Origin of the sequence: Roseovarius mucosus (assembly GCF_002080415.1) — a bacterium.
In the GTDB taxonomy this organism is placed as follows: Bacteria; Pseudomonadota; Alphaproteobacteria; order Rhodobacterales; family Rhodobacteraceae; genus Roseovarius; species Roseovarius mucosus_A.
In genome coordinates this window covers 1,961,363-1,979,802 of the sequence record NZ_CP020474.1, presented here as the reverse complement: position 1 = coordinate 1,979,802, position 18,440 = coordinate 1,961,363, and the positions used below count along the sequence as shown (strand labels likewise).

The 18,440-nt window shown below is 60.1% G+C and carries 20 protein-coding genes and 1 riboswitch; of the genes, 7 read left to right on the top strand and 13 right to left on the bottom strand.

The window, feature by feature from the left end:
* Positions 1-4 precede the first annotated feature (4 nt).
* Together ROSMUCSMR3_RS09500 and ROSMUCSMR3_RS09495 are read left to right on the top strand one after the other, a co-directional pair.
* A complete protein-coding gene (locus tag ROSMUCSMR3_RS09500; protein WP_050775758.1) occupies positions 5-1,783 on the top strand; it encodes an adenylate/guanylate cyclase domain-containing protein in 1,779 nt (592 codons plus the stop codon).
* A 126-nt stretch (positions 1,784-1,909) separates the two neighbouring features.
* Complete coding sequence (locus ROSMUCSMR3_RS09495; protein WP_237183571.1) at positions 1,910-2,293, top strand: DUF3307 domain-containing protein; 384 nt, start codon at positions 1,910-1,912, stop codon at positions 2,291-2,293.
* Positions 2,294-2,298: 5 nt separating this feature from the next.
* On the opposite strand, the gene tenA is transcribed toward ROSMUCSMR3_RS09495, so the two are convergent.
* Genes tenA through thiD form a run of 8 tightly spaced genes read right to left on the bottom strand, consistent with a single transcriptional unit; the run spans position 2,299 to position 8,214 of the window.
* Positions 2,299-2,982 carry a thiaminase II gene (gene tenA, locus ROSMUCSMR3_RS09490; RefSeq protein ID WP_081507173.1) on the bottom strand — a complete coding sequence of 228 codons (684 nt, stop codon included), beginning with the start codon at positions 2,980-2,982 and terminating at the stop codon, positions 2,299-2,301.
* A complete protein-coding gene (locus ROSMUCSMR3_RS09485) occupies positions 2,979-3,911 on the bottom strand; it encodes an ABC transporter substrate-binding protein (protein WP_081507172.1) in 933 nt (310 codons plus the stop codon). The genes tenA and ROSMUCSMR3_RS09485 overlap by 4 nt, the downstream gene beginning before the upstream one ends.
* Positions 3,908-4,891 (bottom strand): HesA/MoeB/ThiF family protein, encoded by a 984-nt coding sequence (locus ROSMUCSMR3_RS09480; RefSeq protein WP_081507171.1) that lies wholly within the window; start codon positions 4,889-4,891, stop codon positions 3,908-3,910. The genes ROSMUCSMR3_RS09485 and ROSMUCSMR3_RS09480 overlap by 4 nt, the downstream gene beginning before the upstream one ends.
* Positions 4,888-5,484 (bottom strand): thiamine phosphate synthase, encoded by a 597-nt coding sequence (locus ROSMUCSMR3_RS09475; protein WP_081507170.1) that lies wholly within the window; start codon positions 5,482-5,484, stop codon positions 4,888-4,890. The genes ROSMUCSMR3_RS09480 and ROSMUCSMR3_RS09475 overlap by 4 nt, the downstream gene beginning before the upstream one ends.
* Positions 5,484-6,254: a thiazole synthase gene (locus ROSMUCSMR3_RS09470; protein ID WP_081507169.1), complete on the bottom strand. Its 771-nt coding sequence runs from the start codon at positions 6,252-6,254 to the stop codon at positions 5,484-5,486. The genes ROSMUCSMR3_RS09475 and ROSMUCSMR3_RS09470 overlap by 1 nt, the downstream gene beginning before the upstream one ends.
* A gap of 1 nt (position 6,255) precedes the next feature.
* Positions 6,256-6,453 carry a sulfur carrier protein ThiS gene (thiS, locus tag ROSMUCSMR3_RS09465; protein ID WP_081507168.1) on the bottom strand — a complete coding sequence of 66 codons (198 nt, stop codon included), beginning with the start codon at positions 6,451-6,453 and terminating at the stop codon, positions 6,256-6,258.
* Positions 6,437-7,423: an FAD-dependent oxidoreductase gene (locus ROSMUCSMR3_RS09460; RefSeq protein WP_081507167.1), complete on the bottom strand. Its 987-nt coding sequence runs from the start codon at positions 7,421-7,423 to the stop codon at positions 6,437-6,439. Before ROSMUCSMR3_RS09460 ends, thiS begins: the two co-directional genes overlap by 17 nt.
* Positions 7,420-8,214 carry a bifunctional hydroxymethylpyrimidine kinase/phosphomethylpyrimidine kinase gene (gene thiD, locus ROSMUCSMR3_RS09455; RefSeq protein WP_081507166.1) on the bottom strand — a complete coding sequence of 265 codons (795 nt, stop codon included), beginning with the start codon at positions 8,212-8,214 and terminating at the stop codon, positions 7,420-7,422. The genes ROSMUCSMR3_RS09460 and thiD overlap by 4 nt, the downstream gene beginning before the upstream one ends.
* A gap of 46 nt (positions 8,215-8,260) precedes the next feature.
* Positions 8,261-8,363: riboswitch (TPP riboswitch) on the bottom strand.
* A 129-nt stretch (positions 8,364-8,492) separates the two neighbouring features.
* Between thiD and ROSMUCSMR3_RS09450 the strand changes: the two genes are divergently transcribed.
* Positions 8,493-9,857, top strand: a complete 1,365-nt coding sequence (locus ROSMUCSMR3_RS09450) for an MmgE/PrpD family protein (protein WP_081507165.1) — start codon at positions 8,493-8,495, stop codon at positions 9,855-9,857.
* Between the two features lie 83 nt (positions 9,858-9,940).
* On the opposite strand, the gene ROSMUCSMR3_RS09445 is transcribed toward ROSMUCSMR3_RS09450, so the two are convergent.
* The 4 genes from ROSMUCSMR3_RS09445 to ROSMUCSMR3_RS09430 form a co-directional block, all read right to left on the bottom strand.
* A complete protein-coding gene (locus tag ROSMUCSMR3_RS09445; RefSeq protein WP_081507164.1) occupies positions 9,941-11,053 on the bottom strand; it encodes a site-specific DNA-methyltransferase in 1,113 nt (370 codons plus the stop codon).
* Positions 11,054-11,149: 96 nt separating this feature from the next.
* Positions 11,150-11,773 carry a ribonuclease HII gene (locus ROSMUCSMR3_RS09440; protein WP_081507163.1) on the bottom strand — a complete coding sequence of 208 codons (624 nt, stop codon included), beginning with the start codon at positions 11,771-11,773 and terminating at the stop codon, positions 11,150-11,152.
* Positions 11,774-11,849: 76 nt separating this feature from the next.
* Positions 11,850-12,350 carry a hypothetical protein gene (locus tag ROSMUCSMR3_RS09435; protein WP_008281265.1) on the bottom strand — a complete coding sequence of 167 codons (501 nt, stop codon included), beginning with the start codon at positions 12,348-12,350 and terminating at the stop codon, positions 11,850-11,852.
* Between the two features lie 27 nt (positions 12,351-12,377).
* The gene (locus ROSMUCSMR3_RS09430) at positions 12,378-12,779 is read right to left on the bottom strand and encodes a hypothetical protein (protein WP_237183570.1); all 402 of its coding nucleotides are present in this window, start codon (positions 12,777-12,779) and stop codon (positions 12,378-12,380) included.
* A gap of 193 nt (positions 12,780-12,972) precedes the next feature.
* On the opposite strand from ROSMUCSMR3_RS09430, the gene ROSMUCSMR3_RS09425 reads away from it, so the two are divergent.
* Positions 12,973-13,206 carry a hypothetical protein gene (locus tag ROSMUCSMR3_RS09425; protein ID WP_081508590.1) on the top strand — a complete coding sequence of 78 codons (234 nt, stop codon included), beginning with the start codon at positions 12,973-12,975 and terminating at the stop codon, positions 13,204-13,206.
* 24 nt (positions 13,207-13,230) lie between these two features.
* A complete protein-coding gene (locus tag ROSMUCSMR3_RS09420; protein ID WP_008281268.1) occupies positions 13,231-13,935 on the top strand; it encodes a winged helix-turn-helix domain-containing protein in 705 nt (234 codons plus the stop codon).
* A 6-nt stretch (positions 13,936-13,941) separates the two neighbouring features.
* Here the strand turns inward: ROSMUCSMR3_RS09420 and ROSMUCSMR3_RS09415 are convergent, their stop codons facing one another.
* Positions 13,942-14,814 (bottom strand): LysR family transcriptional regulator, encoded by an 873-nt coding sequence (locus tag ROSMUCSMR3_RS09415; protein ID WP_081507161.1) that lies wholly within the window; start codon positions 14,812-14,814, stop codon positions 13,942-13,944.
* Positions 14,815-14,911: 97 nt separating this feature from the next.
* Here ROSMUCSMR3_RS09415 and ROSMUCSMR3_RS09410 point away from each other — a divergent pair, with 97 nt between their 5' ends.
* Together ROSMUCSMR3_RS09410 and pheT are read left to right on the top strand one after the other, a co-directional pair.
* Complete coding sequence (locus tag ROSMUCSMR3_RS09410; protein ID WP_008281270.1) at positions 14,912-15,928, top strand: D-cysteine desulfhydrase; 1,017 nt, start codon at positions 14,912-14,914, stop codon at positions 15,926-15,928.
* A gap of 111 nt (positions 15,929-16,039) precedes the next feature.
* Positions 16,040-18,439: a phenylalanine--tRNA ligase subunit beta gene (pheT, locus tag ROSMUCSMR3_RS09405; protein WP_081507160.1), complete on the top strand. Its 2,400-nt coding sequence runs from the start codon at positions 16,040-16,042 to the stop codon at positions 18,437-18,439.
* Position 18,440: the final 1 nt, after the last annotated feature.

Genomic DNA, 18,440 nt, shown 5'->3' with positions numbered 1-18,440 from the left:
AGAGGTGAAAGCGCTGGAGCGCAGGGCGACAACTATCGCCGCCGCGGATGTGGTGGGGTTTTCTCGCCTCGTCGCAATGGACGAGGAGGGGGTGTTTGAGCGGCTGCGCATCTTGCGGCACGCCATTATTGACCCGGCGATTGCTGATCATGGTGGACGGGTCGTCAAATCCATGGGCGACGGGCTTTTGGTGGAATTCCCCGGCCCTGCCGCAGCGGTCCATGCCTCTTTGAGCGCGCAACGCGCTATTGCCGCGCATCAGCTTCAGGAACCCGACGACCTGCGTATCTGGCTGCGCGTGGGGATAAACCACGGCAGTGTCCTGATCGACGGAAGCGATGTTCTGGGCGATGTCGTCAATATTGCGGCGCGGCTTGAAACCCTATCGGCACCCGGCGGCATTTGCGTGTCACGCACGGTGCGCGACATGCTGGCGCGGGAACCGGGCCTGACGATCACCGGGCAAGGCATGCAATTTGTCCGAAACATCCCCACGCCGGTTGAGGTTTGGCATGTCACAACCGGGGTCGAAGCCGAGAACCGCAGCACCGTCACCCAGAGCGCAGATCGTCCTTCTGTCATCGTGCTGCCCTTCGATAACTTGTCCTCTTCGGTCGAGGATGGGTTTCTGGCGGATGGGATCGCCGAAGATTTGATCAACGAGTTGTCGCGGTTTCGCTCGCTTTTTGTCATCGCACGCGGCTCCTCCTTTGCGTATAAAGACCGCGCGCAAGACATGCGCCAGATCGCGCAGGACATGCGTGTGCGCTATGTGGTCAAAGGTGCTGTGCGCCGTGCGGGTGCCCGTCTGCGTGTCACCGCACAACTGATCGAGGCCGAGACAGGTCGTCAGATATGGTCTGATCGCTATGATCGCGACATGGCTGATCTCTTTGCGCTGCAAGATGACATCACGCGCTGTATCGTGACTGGGCTGACACCGGAGATTGGCGCGCATGAGCGTGCCATGTCGCGCGCCAAACCCACCGAGAGCCTGTCAGCTTGGGAAATGTGCCAGCGTGGCCTGACCGAGATTGACATGCGCACCTCTGGCGGCGTCCGTAACGCAACCGCCCTCTTTCATGCCGCCGCCGAGGCAGATCCGACCTATGCTTTGCCCCATGCGCTGATAGGACGTGTTCATGCGGTGCGGATTTACTCGGGCCGGAGCCGCAATCCCCGCGAGGATGTGGTGAAGGGCATGTTTCACGCCAATCGCGCCATCGAATTGGATGACAGGCTCGAGCTTGGGCATATCACGCTTGCGCAACTTTTGACGCTGCAAGGGCAAGAAAACGATGCCAGAGAGGCGTTGGCCCGCGCGCGGGCGCTCAATCACAACGATGCGCTGATCTATAACGCGCAGACCTTTATCAACCTCTTCCAAAAGAACCCCAACACCGAAGAGATGGAAGCGGCCGGGCTAGAGGCCATTCGCCTCAGCCCTCAGGATCCGATGCTGTGGTCCTTTTACTGGATGCTCGCCGTTGCCATCTGGATGCGCGACATGAGCTTGGGTGAGAATATGCGCCAGTATCTCGAACCTGCGGCGCGCAATCCTGGGGCGGAGGCCTTTGTGCATTCCGCCTATGCTGTTCTATCCCTGCGCGCCGGGGATCAGACCACGGCAGAGCGTGCCTTGGCGCAGGCCTTGACCGTGCGGCCAGATTTCTCGTTGGATGTAATCAAATACGGGTTTCACTTTCCAAAATGGCCCGCGCTGGTGGCGGGGATCAAGGATGACCTGGAAACGCTCGTCTCGATGGGTTTGCCGCGCCGGTGATGCAAATGCCCGCGAGATGTGATAGACTAAGGAAATTACCGTTAGATCCAAATTGTATCAAACCAAGTTTCCGACGGAGTGTTCGTTCAGAGCCCAGCATTCATGGCAATTGCCGAGGTTTTCACGATGAGTATTTTTGATCTGTGCCTTCTTTTGATCCTGTTTCAGATCAAGCATTACCTTGGCGATTTTCAGTTCCAGACGGCATGGATCGCACGGAACAAAGGAAGGTATGGGCATCTGTCGGGTATCGTGCACGCCGGGGTGCATGGGATACTCAGCCTGCCTATCCTGCTATGGTTTGCTCTACCTTGGAACTTTGCTCTTGGTCTCGTGCTGGCAGAGGTGGCGCTGCATTATCACATAGACTGGTCCAAGGCGCGTCTCGTGCGCATAGAGGATCTGACCGAGATCGACCCGAGGTTTTGGTATTACCTCGGGCTCGATCAGGCCGCGCACCAGCTTACGTATATCGCGCTTTTCGCAGTGGTGGTCAGCCGCGCGACCTGAGCGTTTCACGCCCCAAACGACAGGCCCATATCCCAAAAGCTTACCTCTAATCGCGTCGCCGTAGTAAAACGCTGGCATAGCCGCCCCCAGGCCGGGGTTGTCTCGGCACCTGCTCCCAGCCGCAGAAGGACGGCTCCGTCAAAGAGCGTGCCAGAATCGCGACAAACCTGTTGATAGGCGTCGCCTGCATAGGTGTTGATCCAATCCGCATAGGGGTGATCCGCAGGCACCGGCCCTAGCCGCGCGCCAATCTCGCCATAGCCCATGACGCATGGGGTAAGGGCGGCCAGAAGGTCAAGGAAATTGCCAGAATGGCCCGCGTCAAGCACGTAGCGCGTATAGGCAAGGTTGGCGGGATGCTCTTCGGCGGTGTAGAGATCCGCCTCGCTTAGCCCCGCCTCGGCGCAGGTTTTCACATGCAGGCTAAGTTCGTGATTGACCAGCGCATCAACGGTGGCGGCGCAGGCGCGCATTTCCTCGAGCGCATCGGCTTTGGTCACAGCGAGCGCCCAAGCCCGCGCAAAATGGATTAGGAATACGTAATCCTGCACGAGATAACCAAGGAAGGCCTTGCGCGGTAACGTGCCGTTACCCAATCCTTCGACAAAGGCGTGATGCGTATAGTCCTGCCAGACCGTGCCCGCCGCATCGCGCAAGCGGGGAAAGGTCGTTCCGTAATCGCGCGTCATTCTGCGTTCAGGTCCATGGCAAGCCCGGAAACCGGGGTCGCGTCACTGATCATTCCTGCGTCGAGCAGGAATTGTTCAAACCGCTTGTAGCGCGCGTGATCCAAGGCGGCGGGCCGGGTTGCAAAGCGTGGAAAAGTGTCAACCCAAGCCTTTTCATTAAGCTCATCCTGCAATTCGGGCGAAGTGCCTGCGAAAATCTCCCAGCTGTCTTGCGGATGGTTCATGATGTACTGCGTTGCGCGCTCAGTGGCGTGCAGAAAGCGGCGGATCATCTCGGCATCCATCGAATCGGGATTGGCGACATAGATCAGCTCGTCATAGGCGGGCACACCTTCTTCCTCGATATAGAAACAGCGGCCCGGCACGCCTTCGATCTCCATCTGATTAAGCTCGAAGTTACGATAGGCGCCGATCACCGCATCGACCTGACCGGACATGAGCGAGGGCGACAGCGACCAGTTGACGCTGACCAGTTCGATATCGCTCAGGCTGTGGCCATGCTGCGCAAGAATTGTTGAAAGCAGCACTTCTTCGACGCCAGCCACCGAAAAACCAACCTTGCGGCCCTTAAGGTCAGCCGTGGATTTGATCGGCCCATCCTCTAACACCAAGAGACAATTGAGCGGCGTGGCAACGAGCGTGCCAACGCGGCGCAGCGGAAGGCCATTCTCGATCTGCATGTGCAATTGCGGCTGATAGGAAATCGCAAGATCGGCTTGCCCGGCGGCGACCATCTTGGGCGGATCACTTGGGTCGGCGGGGGCAATGACCTCTACCTCGAGTCCGGCTTCTTTGAAATATCCCAATTCCTCGGCCAGAATGATGGGCCCGTGATCGGGGTTTATGAACCAATCGAGGATCAGGGTCATCTTGTCCTGCGCCATGGCCGGGCTGGCCAAAAGGGCAAAGATCAGGGTGAGGTGTTTCATGTATCTGTCTCCTGTTGAACGTCGCCAAGGGCGATCAGGGCAATTTCGCCGTCCCAGTGGCCGCGCAGCCGTGTTGCGGCTTGCCATGACCGCAAACCAGAGCGGCACGCGAGCACCGCGCGCGGCCCCTGCGGATGCGTGGTGGGGTATTCGAAATCCGAAACGCTACGGCGGATGGCGTTTGGCAAAGCGGGCCCGCTCTCTGCCTCGGCGCGCAGGTCGATCAGCCAATCGGAGGGCGTGATCTGAGCGGGGGCAATAAAATGAAATCCATCCTCTGGCTCTGGTGCTTTGTCAAAGCGGAAGCCGCCGAAGCGGGAACCGATCGCCTCAAAGGTCACAAGCTGCCCCAATGGATCAGGCTCTATTCCGGCTAAAATCGCGATTGCCATCTGCGCCTGAAGACTGCCCATAACACCGACAGCGGGACCAAACACGCCATCAGCATCGCAACTGCCTAATCGGTCTGGCAGGTCCGGAAACAGCGCACGCAACGAGGGCGCGCCGCCGCAAAAGCCACCGACGTAGCCAGAGGTGCCAACGATGGACGCGCTGATCAGCGGCTTGCCCAAGCCATGGCAGGTGTCGGACAATATGTAACTTGCCGCGAAACTGTCAGCGCAGTCGAGCACAAGATCAACGACCGCGACATGGCCCGGTGCATTGACCGGATCAAGCGGCTCTAATACGGCTGAAATCTTGCAATCTGGATTTAGCAAGGTCATGTGTGCCGCGGCAACCTGCGCCTTTGGTTGGCCGATATCCGCCATGCGAAACAGCGTTTGACGGTGCAAGTTGCTGAGACTGACCCGGTCGCCATCCATCAGCGTGATGCGCCCCACACCTGCGCCCACGAGGTATTGCAGCACCGGGGCGGCCAAGCCGCCCGCACCCACCACCAGCACATGCGCCGCCGCAAGCCGATCCTGACCAGCAACCCCAAACGCGGGCAGGGCGATCTGACGTGCATAACGGGTCATCGCGTGACCTCAATCCAGTGCTGCACCCGCGCCTCGGGGTCGGGATTGAGCGTGATATCTGTCACGGCAGACACGATATCCGCCCCGGCCGCATAGGCCCCACCCGCCCGCTCAACCGACATGCCCCCGATGGCGACCAAGGGAACGTCGCCGATCAGGCGCTTCCATTCGGTCAACTTGTCCAGACCCTGTTCGTGCCACTTCATCTTTTTCAGGATGGTGGGATAGACCGGACCAAGCGCCACGTAATCAGGATCGTGCGAGAGAGCCCGGTCAAGCTCCGCATGATCATGGGTGCTAAGCCCCAGCTTCAGCCCGGCACGGCGCATGGCGGGAATGTCGGCGGTGTCGAGATCCTCCTGCCCCAGATGCACCCAAGTCGCGCCTGTATCAATCGCGGCTTGCCAATGATCGTTGACCACGAGAGTGGCACCATGGGTCCGACATAGGCTCTCTGCCTGCGTAATTTGCGCGTTCAAGGCCTCGCCCGTAAGATCCTTGATGCGCAACTGCACGAGTTTAACACCAAGTGGCAGCACGCGGCGAAGCCAGTCCGTGTGATCGAAAATCGGATAGAAACGCGGCAGAGACATCAGGTAAAGGCCCTTCCTAACACGGGGGTCGAGGGGGCGGCCATATCGCGCGGCTCCATCGGGTCGGCCTCATAGGCAAGGCGCCCTGCCTCCAATGCGCGGGCGAACCCGTCGGCCATCGACGCCGGATCGCCTGCCTTGGCCACGGCTGTGTTAAGCAGCACTGCGTCATAGCCTAGTTCCATCGCATGCGCCGCTTGGCTTGGCAGGCCTAGGCCTGCGTCGATCACCAGCGGCAGATCGGGGAAATGCGCACGCAAAGAGCGAAGGCCGTAGATGTTATTGAGGCCAAGCCCCGTACCAATCGGGGCGCCCCAAGGCATCAACACCTGGCATCCCGCCTCTACCAGGCGCTCGCAGAGCACAAGGTCTTCGGTGCAATAAGGAAACACCTGAAATCCGTCCTCGGTCAGGATGCGCGCCGCTTCGACCAGACCAAAGGGGTCTGGCTGCAGGGTGTCGGCGTGGCCGATCACCTCAAGCTTGATCCAGCGCGTGTCAAACAGTTCCCGCGCCATCTGAGCCGTTGTTACAGCCTCCCGGACCGAATGGCAGCCGGCGGTATTGGGCAGCACGCGCACATCAAGGTCGCGGATCATATCCCAAAACGCTTGGCCCGCGCGCTCGCCCCCTGCCTCACGCCGCACAGAGACGGTGGCGATGCCCGCGCCAGAGCGTTTGAAGGCATCGGCGAGGATCGCGGGCGAGGGATATTGCGCAGTGCCTAGCATCAGCCGCGAGGTGATCTCGGTCTCGTAGAATACAGGCATGTCAGCCCCCTTGCCGTGGTGCGACGATTTCGATCCGGTCGCCGTCATTCAGTCTCTGTTCTGGTCTCATTGCAGCAGGAACAAAACTTTCGTTCACTGCAGTCGCCACCTTGGCCGCGCCATAACCCAGCTCGATCAGCAACGCATCAAGCGATGGTGCAGCGGTGTCCTGCACAGTGCCGTTAACCGTGATCTTCATGATAAAACTCCGGTGTCTGAGTATCGCCCGAGACCATCTCTGCTGCCATACGCGCCACCGCAGGCGACAAGAGGAAGCCGTGGCGAAAGAGGCCGTTGACATAAACTGTGCCCCCCTTGCGGGAAAGGCGCGGAAGGTTGTCGGGGAAAGCAGGGCGCGCATCAGCGCCAATTTCCAGCACCTCCGCCTCGCCAAAAGCGGGGTGCAGAGCATAGGCAGCCGACAGCAGCTCCATCACGGACCGAGCCGAGGCACGGCCGCGCTCTGTGCTCTCGATCTGTGTCGCACCCAGCATGAATACACCATCGCCCCGTGGCACGATGTAGAGTGGAAACCGCGGGTGCAACAGGCGAATGGGCCTTGTCAGGGTCACATCACGGCTGCGCAGCACCAGCATCTCTCCCTTGACCCCCCGCAGATCGGGCAAACTGTCCTGCGCGGCGAGGCCGCGACAGTCGATCACTGAACCATGAGGCTCTGCCGCATCTTGTTCGAATCGCACGCCTGCGTCCACCAGGCGCTTGTGCAGGTGATGCAGTGCCGCGCGAGGATTGATATGCGCCTCATCAGGAAAGAACAGTGCGCGGTCGTGGCGCTCAACCAAATGCGGCTCTAACATGGCCAATTCTTCGCCTGTTACAAATCGATGCCCCATGGTTCGGCGGGCGAATTGGTCCAGTTCGCGGCGGTCGCGCTGCAAGGTGACAACGAGCGAGCCCCGTCGGATTACCTCAACTCCCTGTGCCGCCCACCAATCGGCGGCCGCTTGACCCAATCGCACCACCGGCTCTTCTGCGGAAAAGCCCTCGCAAAATGGGGCCAGCATGCCGCCCGCCCACCAAGAGCAGGCATGCGCGCCGGGTGATGGTGCGGGATCGCGTAAAATAACGTCAATGCCACGCGCGACAAGGTCGGTTGCCACGCAGAGGCCAACGATGCCCGCGCCCCGGATGGTGACAGGCCCTGTCATGTCCAAACCTCGTGAAAGTGGTGCACCGGGCCATGGCCCTTGCCAATTTCCAGGGCATCTGCGGCGAGAATGGCGCGATGCAACCAGCCATGCGCAGCCTCAACCGCTTTTGGCAAGGTTAGTCCCTTTGCGAGATGTGCCGCAATGGCCGATGATAGCGTGCAGCCAGTGCCGTGGGTGTTGCGCGTGGCGATGCGGGGGGCGTCGAGGCGGTATGTTGCGTCAGCAATCAGCCAATCGGTGCAAGTCTCGCCTTGCGCGTGCCCGCCCTTCATCAAGACGGCCACGGCACCCATGTCCCGCAGAAGCGCGCCCTGCGCCTGCATTTCCGTACTGTCGCGCGCCTCTGACATGCCCAAAAGTGCTGCCGCCTCTGGCAGGTTCGGGGTGAGGAGATCGGCACGTGGCACAAGGTGTTCCACGAGGGCGGCACGCGCAGCGTCCGGCAAAAGGCGCGCGCCGGATTTTGCGACCATCACGGGATCAAGGACGATGGGGCCATGATATTCGGCCAGAGCCCGCGCCACTGTTTCTATGAGACCTGCGTCGCCCAGCATGCCGATCTTGATACAATCGACCCTGATATCGCCTAAAACAGCTAAAATCTGTGCTTCAACAGTCGCGTTAGGGATGGGATGCACATCGGTCACCGCACAGGTGTTTTGGGCTGTCACGGCGGTAATCACGCTCGTTCCATAGACGCCCAGTGCCGAAAACGTCTTGAGATCTGCCTGAATACCCGCGCCGCCGCCGCTGTCGGAGCCCGCGATTGTCAAAGCTGTGGCAATCATCTGCCGTTCCTCTCATCTTGCGGGGAAACGGACGGAGTGCGCACCGGGCGTGCTGAGGTCCGTTCCCTACGCCGGCATCACCCGGATCAGGTTCGATGGGTTGGCTTTGCACCTCTCAGCCCTGAACACGGGCACCCCAACGGATATGCCTGATTGCTAACAGCCGGTTCTGCGCGCTGCAAGAGGAGAATGCGAGACAGGAAATGTCGCAAACAGCCGTCAAACCGGCGTGTAAACACGCCACTTTGGGGCAGTCCCTCTTGCAGAAAGTTGCTCAGATGTCCTGTGTTCTAGACCGCCCTCAATTCGACCGCGTCGCGAAATTCGTGCTCGATCCCGCGCTTGACGTTCCGCAAGAGGTGCTGGAGCGTATTGCCCTCCTGCTGATTGACACGCTCGGCGTCGCTGCGGGGGCTGCGACACTGGAGGTTGGTCAGATTGCACGCGATTTCGCGGTAGAGTTTCATGCGGCGTCTAGTGACAAACACAGCGCAACTTTGCTATTTGACGGGCGAACCTGTGCAGTGCCTGGGGCGGCTTGGGCGCTTGCTACGCAGATCGACAATCTTGATGGGCATGACGGCTACAACCCGACCAAAGGGCATATCGGCTGCGCGTTGGTGCCGGCGCTCTTTGCCTATGCTGGGCAGCATCCACAGTTGACCGGGCGGCAGGCGCTCACTGCGCTTGCGATGGGCTATGAGGTGGCGGCACGGGCCGGTGTGGCGCTTCATGCCACGGTCAGCGATTACCATACCTCGGGCGCTTGGAATGCGCTGGGTGTTGCGGCCCTTGGGGCGCATCTGCGCAGGCAGACCTCGGATGTGTTGCGCGAGGCTCTGGGGATCGCGGAATATCATGGGCCGCGCAGCCAGATGATGCGCGAAATTGCCAATCCTACCATGTTGCATGACGGATCGGGAATGGGGGCGCTTGTAGGAATTTCGTCACTGTTTCTTGCAGAACGCGGCTTTACCGGCGCGCCCGCGATTACGGTAGAGAGAGAAGACGTGGCGCATATTTGGGAAGATTTGGGACAGGATTGGACCATCCTGCGCAACTACATCAAACCCTATCCGATTTGCCGTTGGGCGCATGGCGCGCTGGAAGGGGTGCGTGTGCTGATGGTTGAGCAAGGGCTGCGCGCCGCAGAGATTGAGCGGCTTGAAGTGGCGACATTTGCCCAATCCGCCGCCCTTTTTCCGGGCCTTCCCAAGACGACGAGCGAGGCGCAGTATTCGCTGGGCTTTGCGCTTGCCACGCTGCTGGTGCATGGGCGCATCGGGCCAGAGCACATCACCGGTTCGGGCCTGAATGATCCGGAGGTCGCCGGCCTGCACGCGCGGATCACGGTGCGTGAAGAACCGCGCCATTCTGCCCGCTTTCCCGGCGGGCGCTGGTCTGATGTGACAGCGATCCTGCAGGACGGGCGGCGACTGACCTCAGGCGATGCCAACGCGCGTGGCGGCCCAGAGGCCCCTATGCCCGAAGCGGACGTGCGCGCCAAGCTGGGTGCGATGGCCGGGCATGTGCTGTCGGAGGGGCGCATTGCGGCGCTTTGGGATATAAAACACAGACTGTTGCAGCCAGATATGCTTTTTTCCGAGATGGCTGATCTGGTCACGCCTGCACCGGACCGATGACAAAAAAAGCCCCGCCATGAGGGCGGGGCAAGTCAATGGTGCCCGAGAAAGTCAGGCCTTGGGCACCGGCGGTGTCTAGGTAATCAGTTTGGACGCTCTTCCATTTCCGAGCGAATTTGCTGGCGTAGCACGTCGATGGGCACCACCTTGCCCTCGCGCTTGAAGCACCAATAGGTCCAGCCGTTGCACGAGGGTGCGCCTTCGAGATGCGCACCGATCTGATGGATCGAGCCGTTAACGCCATCGGCCACCAATGTGCCATCGGCACGCACCTTGGCCGCTTTGCCGTTGATCGAGGTCAGAACCTCACCGGGGCGCAACATTCCGCGCTCGATCAACTGACCAAAGGGCACACGGGGCTCTGCCCGTTTGGATGTCGAAACCTGAAGCGCGTCGCGGTCGAATTTACGGATATTCGCAAGCCGCTTTTCCGCAACACCGCGATAGGCCGCCTCACGTTCAATCCCGATGTAATCGCGGCCCAGCATCTTGGCCACGGCACCTGTGGTGCCCGTGCCAAAAAACGGGTCCAGTACGACATCGCCGGGATTGGTCGATCCAACAAGAACGCGGTGCAACAGGCTCTCGGGTTTTTGCGTCGGATGCGCCTTGTCGCCGTTGTCATCCTTGAGCCGCTCATGCCCGGTGCAGAGCGGCAGCACCCAATCCGAGCGCATCTGCACCCCGTCGTTGAGCGATTTCAGCGCCTCGTAATTGAAGGTGTACTTCGCACCCTCGGATTTCGACGCCCAGATCATCGTTTCGTGGGCGTTGGTCAGGCGCTTGCCGCGAAAATTCGGCATCGGGTTGGATTTGCGCCAGATCACATCGTTCAGGATCCAATAGCCCGCATCCTGCAGCGCCGCACCGACCCGAAAGATGTTGTGATAAGAGCCGATGACCCAGATTGCCCCATGAGGTTTGAGCAAGCGGCGCGCCGCCTTGAGCCAGTCTTGGGTGAACTTGTCGTAGGCGGCGAAACTTGCAAATTGGTCCCAAGCATCATCGACCGCATCCACTTGGCTATTGTCGGGTCGATGCAGGTCGCCCTTGAGTTGTAGATTATAAGGCGGATCAGCAAAGATGAGATCAACGCTTGCCTCTGGCAAGCTGTTCATCACCTCGATGCAATCCCCGGCGATAATCGTATTGAGAGGGAGCGCAGGCGCGCCCTTGGCTTTGGTCATTGTCGTCATCTTCTGCCTCTGTCCCGGCGCTTCTGCGCTCTGGTCGTTGGAGACCAAGATGAGTCAAACCCGATTCGCCGTCAAATTCTTTTTTGAATCAGAGGGTTAGTTATTTTCTTGATACAATATGTTGTGCACCGGCTTGAACGAACGTCTATGATGTGGGGTCACACCAAGATTTAGGAGCGCCTCTCTGTGGCTTTTCGACGGGTATCCGGCGTTCCGTTCCCAGCCATAGCCGGGGAACTGTTGCGCTAAATCCCACATGATCTGATCGCGCCTGATTTTCGCCACAATTGAGGCCGCCGCAATCGAAACCGAGACCGCATCGCCGCGCACAATGGCACGGGCGGGCAGGGTCAGGCCACGCGGGATCAGGTTACCGTCAATCAGGACAAGATCGGGCGGAGGATCGAGTGCTGCAATCGCCCTCTCCATCGCCAGATGCGCGGCGCGCAGAATGTTGAGCTGATCAATCTCTGCGACGCTGGCATGGGCCACGCTGACCTCGGCAGAGGCATGGATAGCCTCACAAAGTATGGCACGTCGCGCCGCGCTGAGTTTCTTTGAGTCGTTCAACCCCTCGGGAATATTGCCCGGATCAAGGATCACGGCGGCGGCCGTCACCGGACCAGCCAATGGCCCGCGCCCAACCTCATCCACCCCGGCAATGCGGAGATACCCCTCTGACAGGGCGGCGCGTTCATGGGTGAAATCAGGGCCAAGCATGACCCCACGTCGCATGATCCGAGCGCAAATGCAAAGGGAGGGGCGTGCCCCTCCCTTGCGCGCGCGCGCGATGTTTTCAGTAGAAACCGTATTGGTTCAGACAGTGATCCCGGTAGATCACCTGATGATGCCCGCCCACCCGCACGGCGCAGGCCGACGGCAAGGCAGTGTAAGAGCCGTAGCGCTGGTTCAGGCAGCGGCCAGAGTATCCCGCCCGGTTGCCTGCATAGACCCTGCAAGCCCCCGGCAAATTGACGCGCTGTGCCTTGCCATAACTTTTGCCATAGCCCCCACGACCGTTGTCATAACGGTGATCGTTATAGGCCTTGTCATGCCGACGGTCACGGGTGCTGTAATTGCGACCGTCGTAGTCGCGATACGAGCCATTGTCCCGATAGCCGTCGTTGTTTTTCTGCTTGCTGTTGCTGGCAATCGCCGCGCCCACAATTGCGCCCAAGGCAATCCCCACGGCAAGATTGCGGTTGTCGCTGCGGTCGCGGGCAAGCGCGGGGGTGGCGGTGGCGGTTGTCAGCGCAACGGCACCAATAATAAGGGCTGTGGTAATTTTCCTGAACATTGGATGATCCTTTCACAAGCGAGTGGTCTAGTTGCGATGGTTGTCGCGGTGATAGGGGACATGGTTGCCATAGCCCCGCTGATAGACCGGGCGCCCTTGATGCTGGCGGCCATAGCCGCGCTGCGGTTCGTAAGAGCGGTGCTGGTTGTAGTGGTGGCGGTGATGATTGGGTTTGTAGACCTGTTTGTGGTGCCGTTTCGGGGAGTAATAGTGCTGCTGATAGCCATGACCCCGCGTGGCATAGTCGTTGCGACGATCGCGGTCGCGATTGCGATCATCCGCAAGTGCGGCCCCAACGATGGCCAGCGCCGCAACCCCGGCGATGATGGCCGCGGTTTCGCCGCGGTTCTGGGCTTGGGCTGGGGCTGCGGTAAGGCTGGACACGGTCAGAGCCGCGCCGATGATGAGAGCGATGAACTTGCGGTGCATGGTCATTCCTTTCAGGATGCTGACGGTCGTTTTCTTGCGTCGGTCCGCATGACCGAACGCTGTAATCCGAGGATGGGATCAGCCCGCCCAGACAGGCAATAACGCCCCAATGATATCAGATAACACGCCGTTTTCCGGCCAGTCCGTCGCACAAGTTATTGAATAGCCGCAGGCCTTGGCGCATCTTGGCGGCATGGAACATATAACACGCCCCTTTATCCTTGCCTTTGGCCTGATGCTTGCCGCAACCACGGCACAGGCGGCCTGTCAGGTAGAATACAAGGCCAAGCGCGACAAACCGCTTGAGCTGTATTACGACGTCACCGTCGTAAACGCGCCCTGCGCCTCAGCAGAGGCCGCGCTCCGGGCGCAATTGGCACAGCAAGGTCTGACCTTGCTCAAGGTGCTGTCAAAGAAGGAAACCTAAGGTGATAGGTCAACGGGTGCGCGGATGCGCGGGATAACCACCACCGCCGCTGATGCACGCCGATCCGGCAATCGTGTGGTGATTGCCGGGGTCGGGGCCATCGTGGCAATTCTGACCAGTGCCGCGGTGTTCCTGTTTCTCAGCCTGCCAGATGCCAACGCCTTCAACGCCAAGGTCGAGCGGATCTTTGTTGAGAATGACGCGCTGACCGGTGAAGGCGAAATCAAACTGCTGGAAATCCTTGCCCTTTCAGGTACGGCATTCTCAGAAACACTGGTCAGCTACCGGATGGTGATCTTTGTGCTGTTGGTCTTCGCAACAGCTCTGCTGGTGGCGTCACTGGTTTTTCTGGTGATGCTGATCACCCTCAACCGCCGTATGGCGCAGATCGAGCGCTCGGGGATTCAGGTCAGTTCCCTGCTCATCAGCCGCGATGAAAAGACAGTGTATCTCAACGATATGGGGTTCAAGCTGACTGATGCCGCCATGGAAACGTTGAGTGTACTGGCAGAGGCCCGGATGGATGACGATGTGATGACCGGGGCCGAGATTGAAGCCGTGATTTCGGGGCGCAAACCCGAGGATTGCGAAGAGGCCGCCGGCGCAACGCGCATCAAGCGCCTGCGCGACACGTTGGGCAATCAGTTGGTGAGCGAGCTATTGGTCAAGAATATTGCGCGGCGCGGGTATATGCTGGCCATCGACAAGGCTGTGATCCGGGTGATCTGAGCAGTCTCAGACGCCCAAGGCCGCGACCAGCCGCGACCAGTCATGCGCCCAGCCGTCATCGTTGCGCTCACTCAGCCGGATCATCCAAAGCTCCATGTCTTGCCCCGGCAGCGCCTGATCAAGCGGCACCAAACGCCCTTCGTCCAAATCGCGTTGCACCATGCCTTCAGGCAGCCAGGCCACGCCGATTCCTCGGCGCGCGTATTCATGGGCGGCGAGCGTCAGCGCGGTTTCGGCGCGGCGGCGCAGGATACGGTTTGCGGGGATACGCGGCAGAATCGCGCGCGCCATGATCTGTCCCAGAAACACGTCTGCCGGATAGCCGATAAATGGCAGATCACTGCCCTGCGCCAGACGCGGGGCCGCCACTGGCCTCAGTCGCTCTCGCCCCAACAGGACCTGTTCGAAACTTCGGCTGAGCGTGAGTGGCGCAATCTCGGGCACGGCATAAACGACGGCCAGATCGGCCTCGCCGGAGAGCAGGCGCAACAGACATTCCTCGCGGTTGTCGGATCGCACCCGTACCGGTCGTCCTCCTTGGGCGGTCAGAATGCTGACGATCGCCGGGGAATGGGTGGTGGTAATCGCGTGCTGACAGGCGAGCGTGAGGCCCCGCGTACCGGTGCGCTGTATCAGGCTTTCGCGCAGGTGGCGCAATTGCGTGGCCAACGCCCGCATCTCGCCCGCCTGCGCCTCGATCTCGGGCAAGAGCACAACGGGTTTGCGCCGCCGATCAAAGAGTGGCACGCCAAGCGCGTCCTCAATCGCGCGTAGGCGGCGGGTAAACGCGGATTGGCTCACATGCCGTGTCTCGGCGGCGCGCGCCAATGACCCAGCATCAGCAACTGCCAGAATATCGTCCAGCCACTCTAGCCGCATATTGCATTCCTTGCATTATATACGACAATAATAGCATTGGACGCGCGTATTGTCCCGCTTTAGCCTGCAAAAAACGCATGTTAAATGGAGGACACCCATGCATCTTGCCCGCTATCCCCGTCGTTTTCTCGCCCATCTGCCGACTCCGCTGGAACGGCTGGACCGTTTGACCAAGGAATTGAACGGTCCTGAAATCTGGATCAAGCGGGATGATTGCACCGGCCTTAGCACCGGCGGCAACAAGACCCGCAAGCTGGAATTCCTGATGGCAGAGGCAGAATTGCAGGGCGCGGATATGGTGATGACCCAAGGGGCCACGCAATCCAACCATGCGCGTCAAACGGCGGCCTTTGCCGCCAAACTGGGAATGGATTGCCACCTGCTGCTTGAGGATCGCACGGGTTCGAACAACGCCAATTACAACAATGGCGGCAACGTTCTGTTGGATCACATGCACGGGGCGACCACGGAAAAGCGCCCCGGTGGCGGCGACATGAATGCCGAGATGGAAAAGGTCGCGGACAAGTTCCGTGCCGATGGGCGCAATGTCTATACCATTCCCGGTGGTGGCTCGAACCCGACAGGCGCGCTTGGCTATGTTAACTGCGCCTTTGAGATGCTGGCGCAGTTCAATGATCGGGCGCTCAAGGTGGATCACATTGTTCATGCTACCGGCAGTGCTGGCACGCAGGCGGGGCTGATCACCGGTCTCAAGGCGATGAACGCGCAAATTCCGCTCTTGGGCATTGGCGTCCGCGCGCCCAAGGCCAAGCAAGAAGAGAACGTCTATAACCTCGCCTGCGCGACCGCTGAAAAGCTGGGCTGCGCCGGAGTGGTCAAGCGTGAGGATGTGGTTGCCAATACCGATTATGTTGGCGAAGGCTATGGCATTCCCACGGAATCCGGCATCGAAGCCATTCACATGTTTGCCGAATTGGAGGCAATCCTGCTCGATCCGGTGTATTCGGCCAAAGGGGCTGCGGGCTTTATCGACCTGATCCGCAAGGGTCATTTCAAGAAAGGTGAGCGCGTCGTCTTTCTGCACACCGGGGGGTCTGTCGCGCTGTTTGGCTATGACAGCGCCTTTGATTTCTCGGGCCGCTGGAAAAAGTAACCAATCCCAAAGGGCGAACAAGACAAAGCCCCGCAGCAATGCGGGGTTTTCCATGCCTGACATATCCGGTAAAGCGCTCTGTAACCTATATTTGCAGGCGGAAAAGCACGCATGAAATTCACATTGTCCTGGCTGAAAGAGCATCTGGAAACCACGGCCTCGGTTACCGAGATCGCCGAGACCCTGACCGATCTTGGGCTAGAGGTCGAAGGCATCGCCGACCCCGCCGCGCGGCTGCGTGACTTTACCATCGGCAAGGTGCTCAAGGCAGAACCGCATCCCGATGCGGACCGGCTGCGTGTCTGTCAGGTCGCGACAGCGGATGGAGAGACCCAGATTATCTGCGGCGCGCCCAATGCGCGGGAAGGGATCACCGTCGTGATCGCCAAGCCGGGCGTCTATGTGCCAGGCATCGACACCACCATCGGCGTTGGCAAGATCCGGGGCATCGAGAGCCACGGCATGATGTGTTCCGAGCGCGAGATGGAGCTTAGCGAAGAGCATGACGGCATCATCGAACTGCCTTCGGGCGAGGTAGGCCAGCGGTTTACCGATTGGCTGGCCGCCCATGATCCGGCCAAGGTTGACCCCGTGATCGAGATTGCCATCACCCCCAATCGTCCCGATGCGCTTGGCGTGCGCGGCGTTGCTCTTGATCTGGCAGCGCGGGGGATGGGCAAGATGAAACCGGCGCAAACTGTCGACATCGAGGGGCAGTTCGCCTGCCCCATCGGTGTGACGATTGACGCGGATACGGCAACCGGCGGCTGTGAGGTTTTTGCTGGGCGGTTGATCCGGGGGGTCAAGAACGGCCCTTCTCCCGAATGGTTGCAACAGCGGCTGCGCGCCATCGGACTGCGCCCGATCTCGGCGCTGGTCGATATCACCAACTTCTTCACCTATGATCGCAATCGCCCCCTGCATGTTTTTGACGCGGACAAGGTGAAGGGTGACCTTCGTATACACCGCACGACAGGCGGCGAGACATTGATCGGACTGGATGAAAAGGAATACACCTTTGGCCTCGGTCAGGTGGTGATTTCTGACGAGTCCGGCATTGAGAGCATTGGCGGCATCATGGGGGGTCTCACAACCGGCTGCACCGACGAAACCGTAAATGTCTTTCTGGAAGCGGCGGTATGGGACACCGTGCAGATCGCCACAACGGGCCGCGCTCTGCGGATCAACTCAGACGCGCGCTATCGCAACGAGCGCGGTATTGATCCTGCGTTCAACATGGAAGCACTGGATCTAGCGACGCAAATGATCCTCGACCTATGTGGTGGTGCGCCTTCGAACCGCGTCGTCGCGGGCAAGGTTCCGGATGTGAGCCGCGCCTACCGGCTTGATCCTGCGCGGGTGCAATCGCTGGTGGGAATGGAAATTCCTGAAAGCGAGCAGCGTCAGAGTTTAACTGCACTCGGCTTCAAGCTCGAAGGTAACATGGCCTATGTCCCAAGCTGGCGGCCTGATATTCTTGGCGAGGCGGATCTGGTGGAAGAGGTGGCGCGGATTGCATCTCTGACCAAGTTGCAAGGCCGCCCTATGGCACGCGCCCTGCCTGGCGTGCCCAAGCCGATCCTCAGCCCGATGCAAAAGCGCGAACAGATCGCGCGCCGCGCCTGTGCGGCGCTTGGCTATAACGAATGTGTCACTTACAGCTTTATTGACCATGCCGCAGCCACGCTCTTTGGCGGAGGCGATGATGCGACGATGCTGGCCAATCCGATCAGCGCAGACCTTAGTCACATGCGTCCGGACCTGCTTCCGGGTCTGTTGCGGGCTGCGGCCCGCAATCAGGCGCGGGGGATCATGGATCTGGCGTTGTTCGAAGTGGGGCACGCCTTTCATGGTGGCGAGCCGGGTGAACAGCATTTGCAGGTCGCGGGACTTCTTGTAGGGCGCTCGGGGCCCAAAGAGGTACATGGCGCAGCGCGGGCGGTTGATGTCTTCGACGCCAAGGCCGATGTCGAAGCGATCCTTGCCGCTATTGGCGCGCCTGCCAAGGTGCAGATCCTGCGCGACGGGCCGGCATGGTTCCATCCGGGCCGGCATGGGCGGATCTGTCTGGGACCCAAAAAGGTACTGGGTATCTTTGGCGAGGTGCATCCGCGCATTTTGCAGGCGCTGGATGTCAAAGGGCCTGCCGTGGCCTTTACCCTCTATCCGGCGGAAATTCCGTTGCCGCGCAAGACATCTGCCAGCAGGGGCGCATTGGACATCAGCGATCTGCAGGCGGTCGAGCGCGATTTCGCCTTTGTGGTAGACGTCCAAACCGAGGCGCTGACCCTCATCAACGCGGCGGCTGGGGCCGACAAGGCGCTGATCGAGGATGTTCGCGTGTTTGATGCCTTCAGCGGTGGTAATCTGGGTGAGGGCAAGAAATCCCTCGCTCTGACCGTACGCCTTCAACCCCGCGACAAAACACTGACCGAGGCTGAGATTGAAGCGGTATCGGGCAAGATCATCGAAAAGGTAACAAAGGCGACCGGCGGAGTGCTGCGCGGCTGAA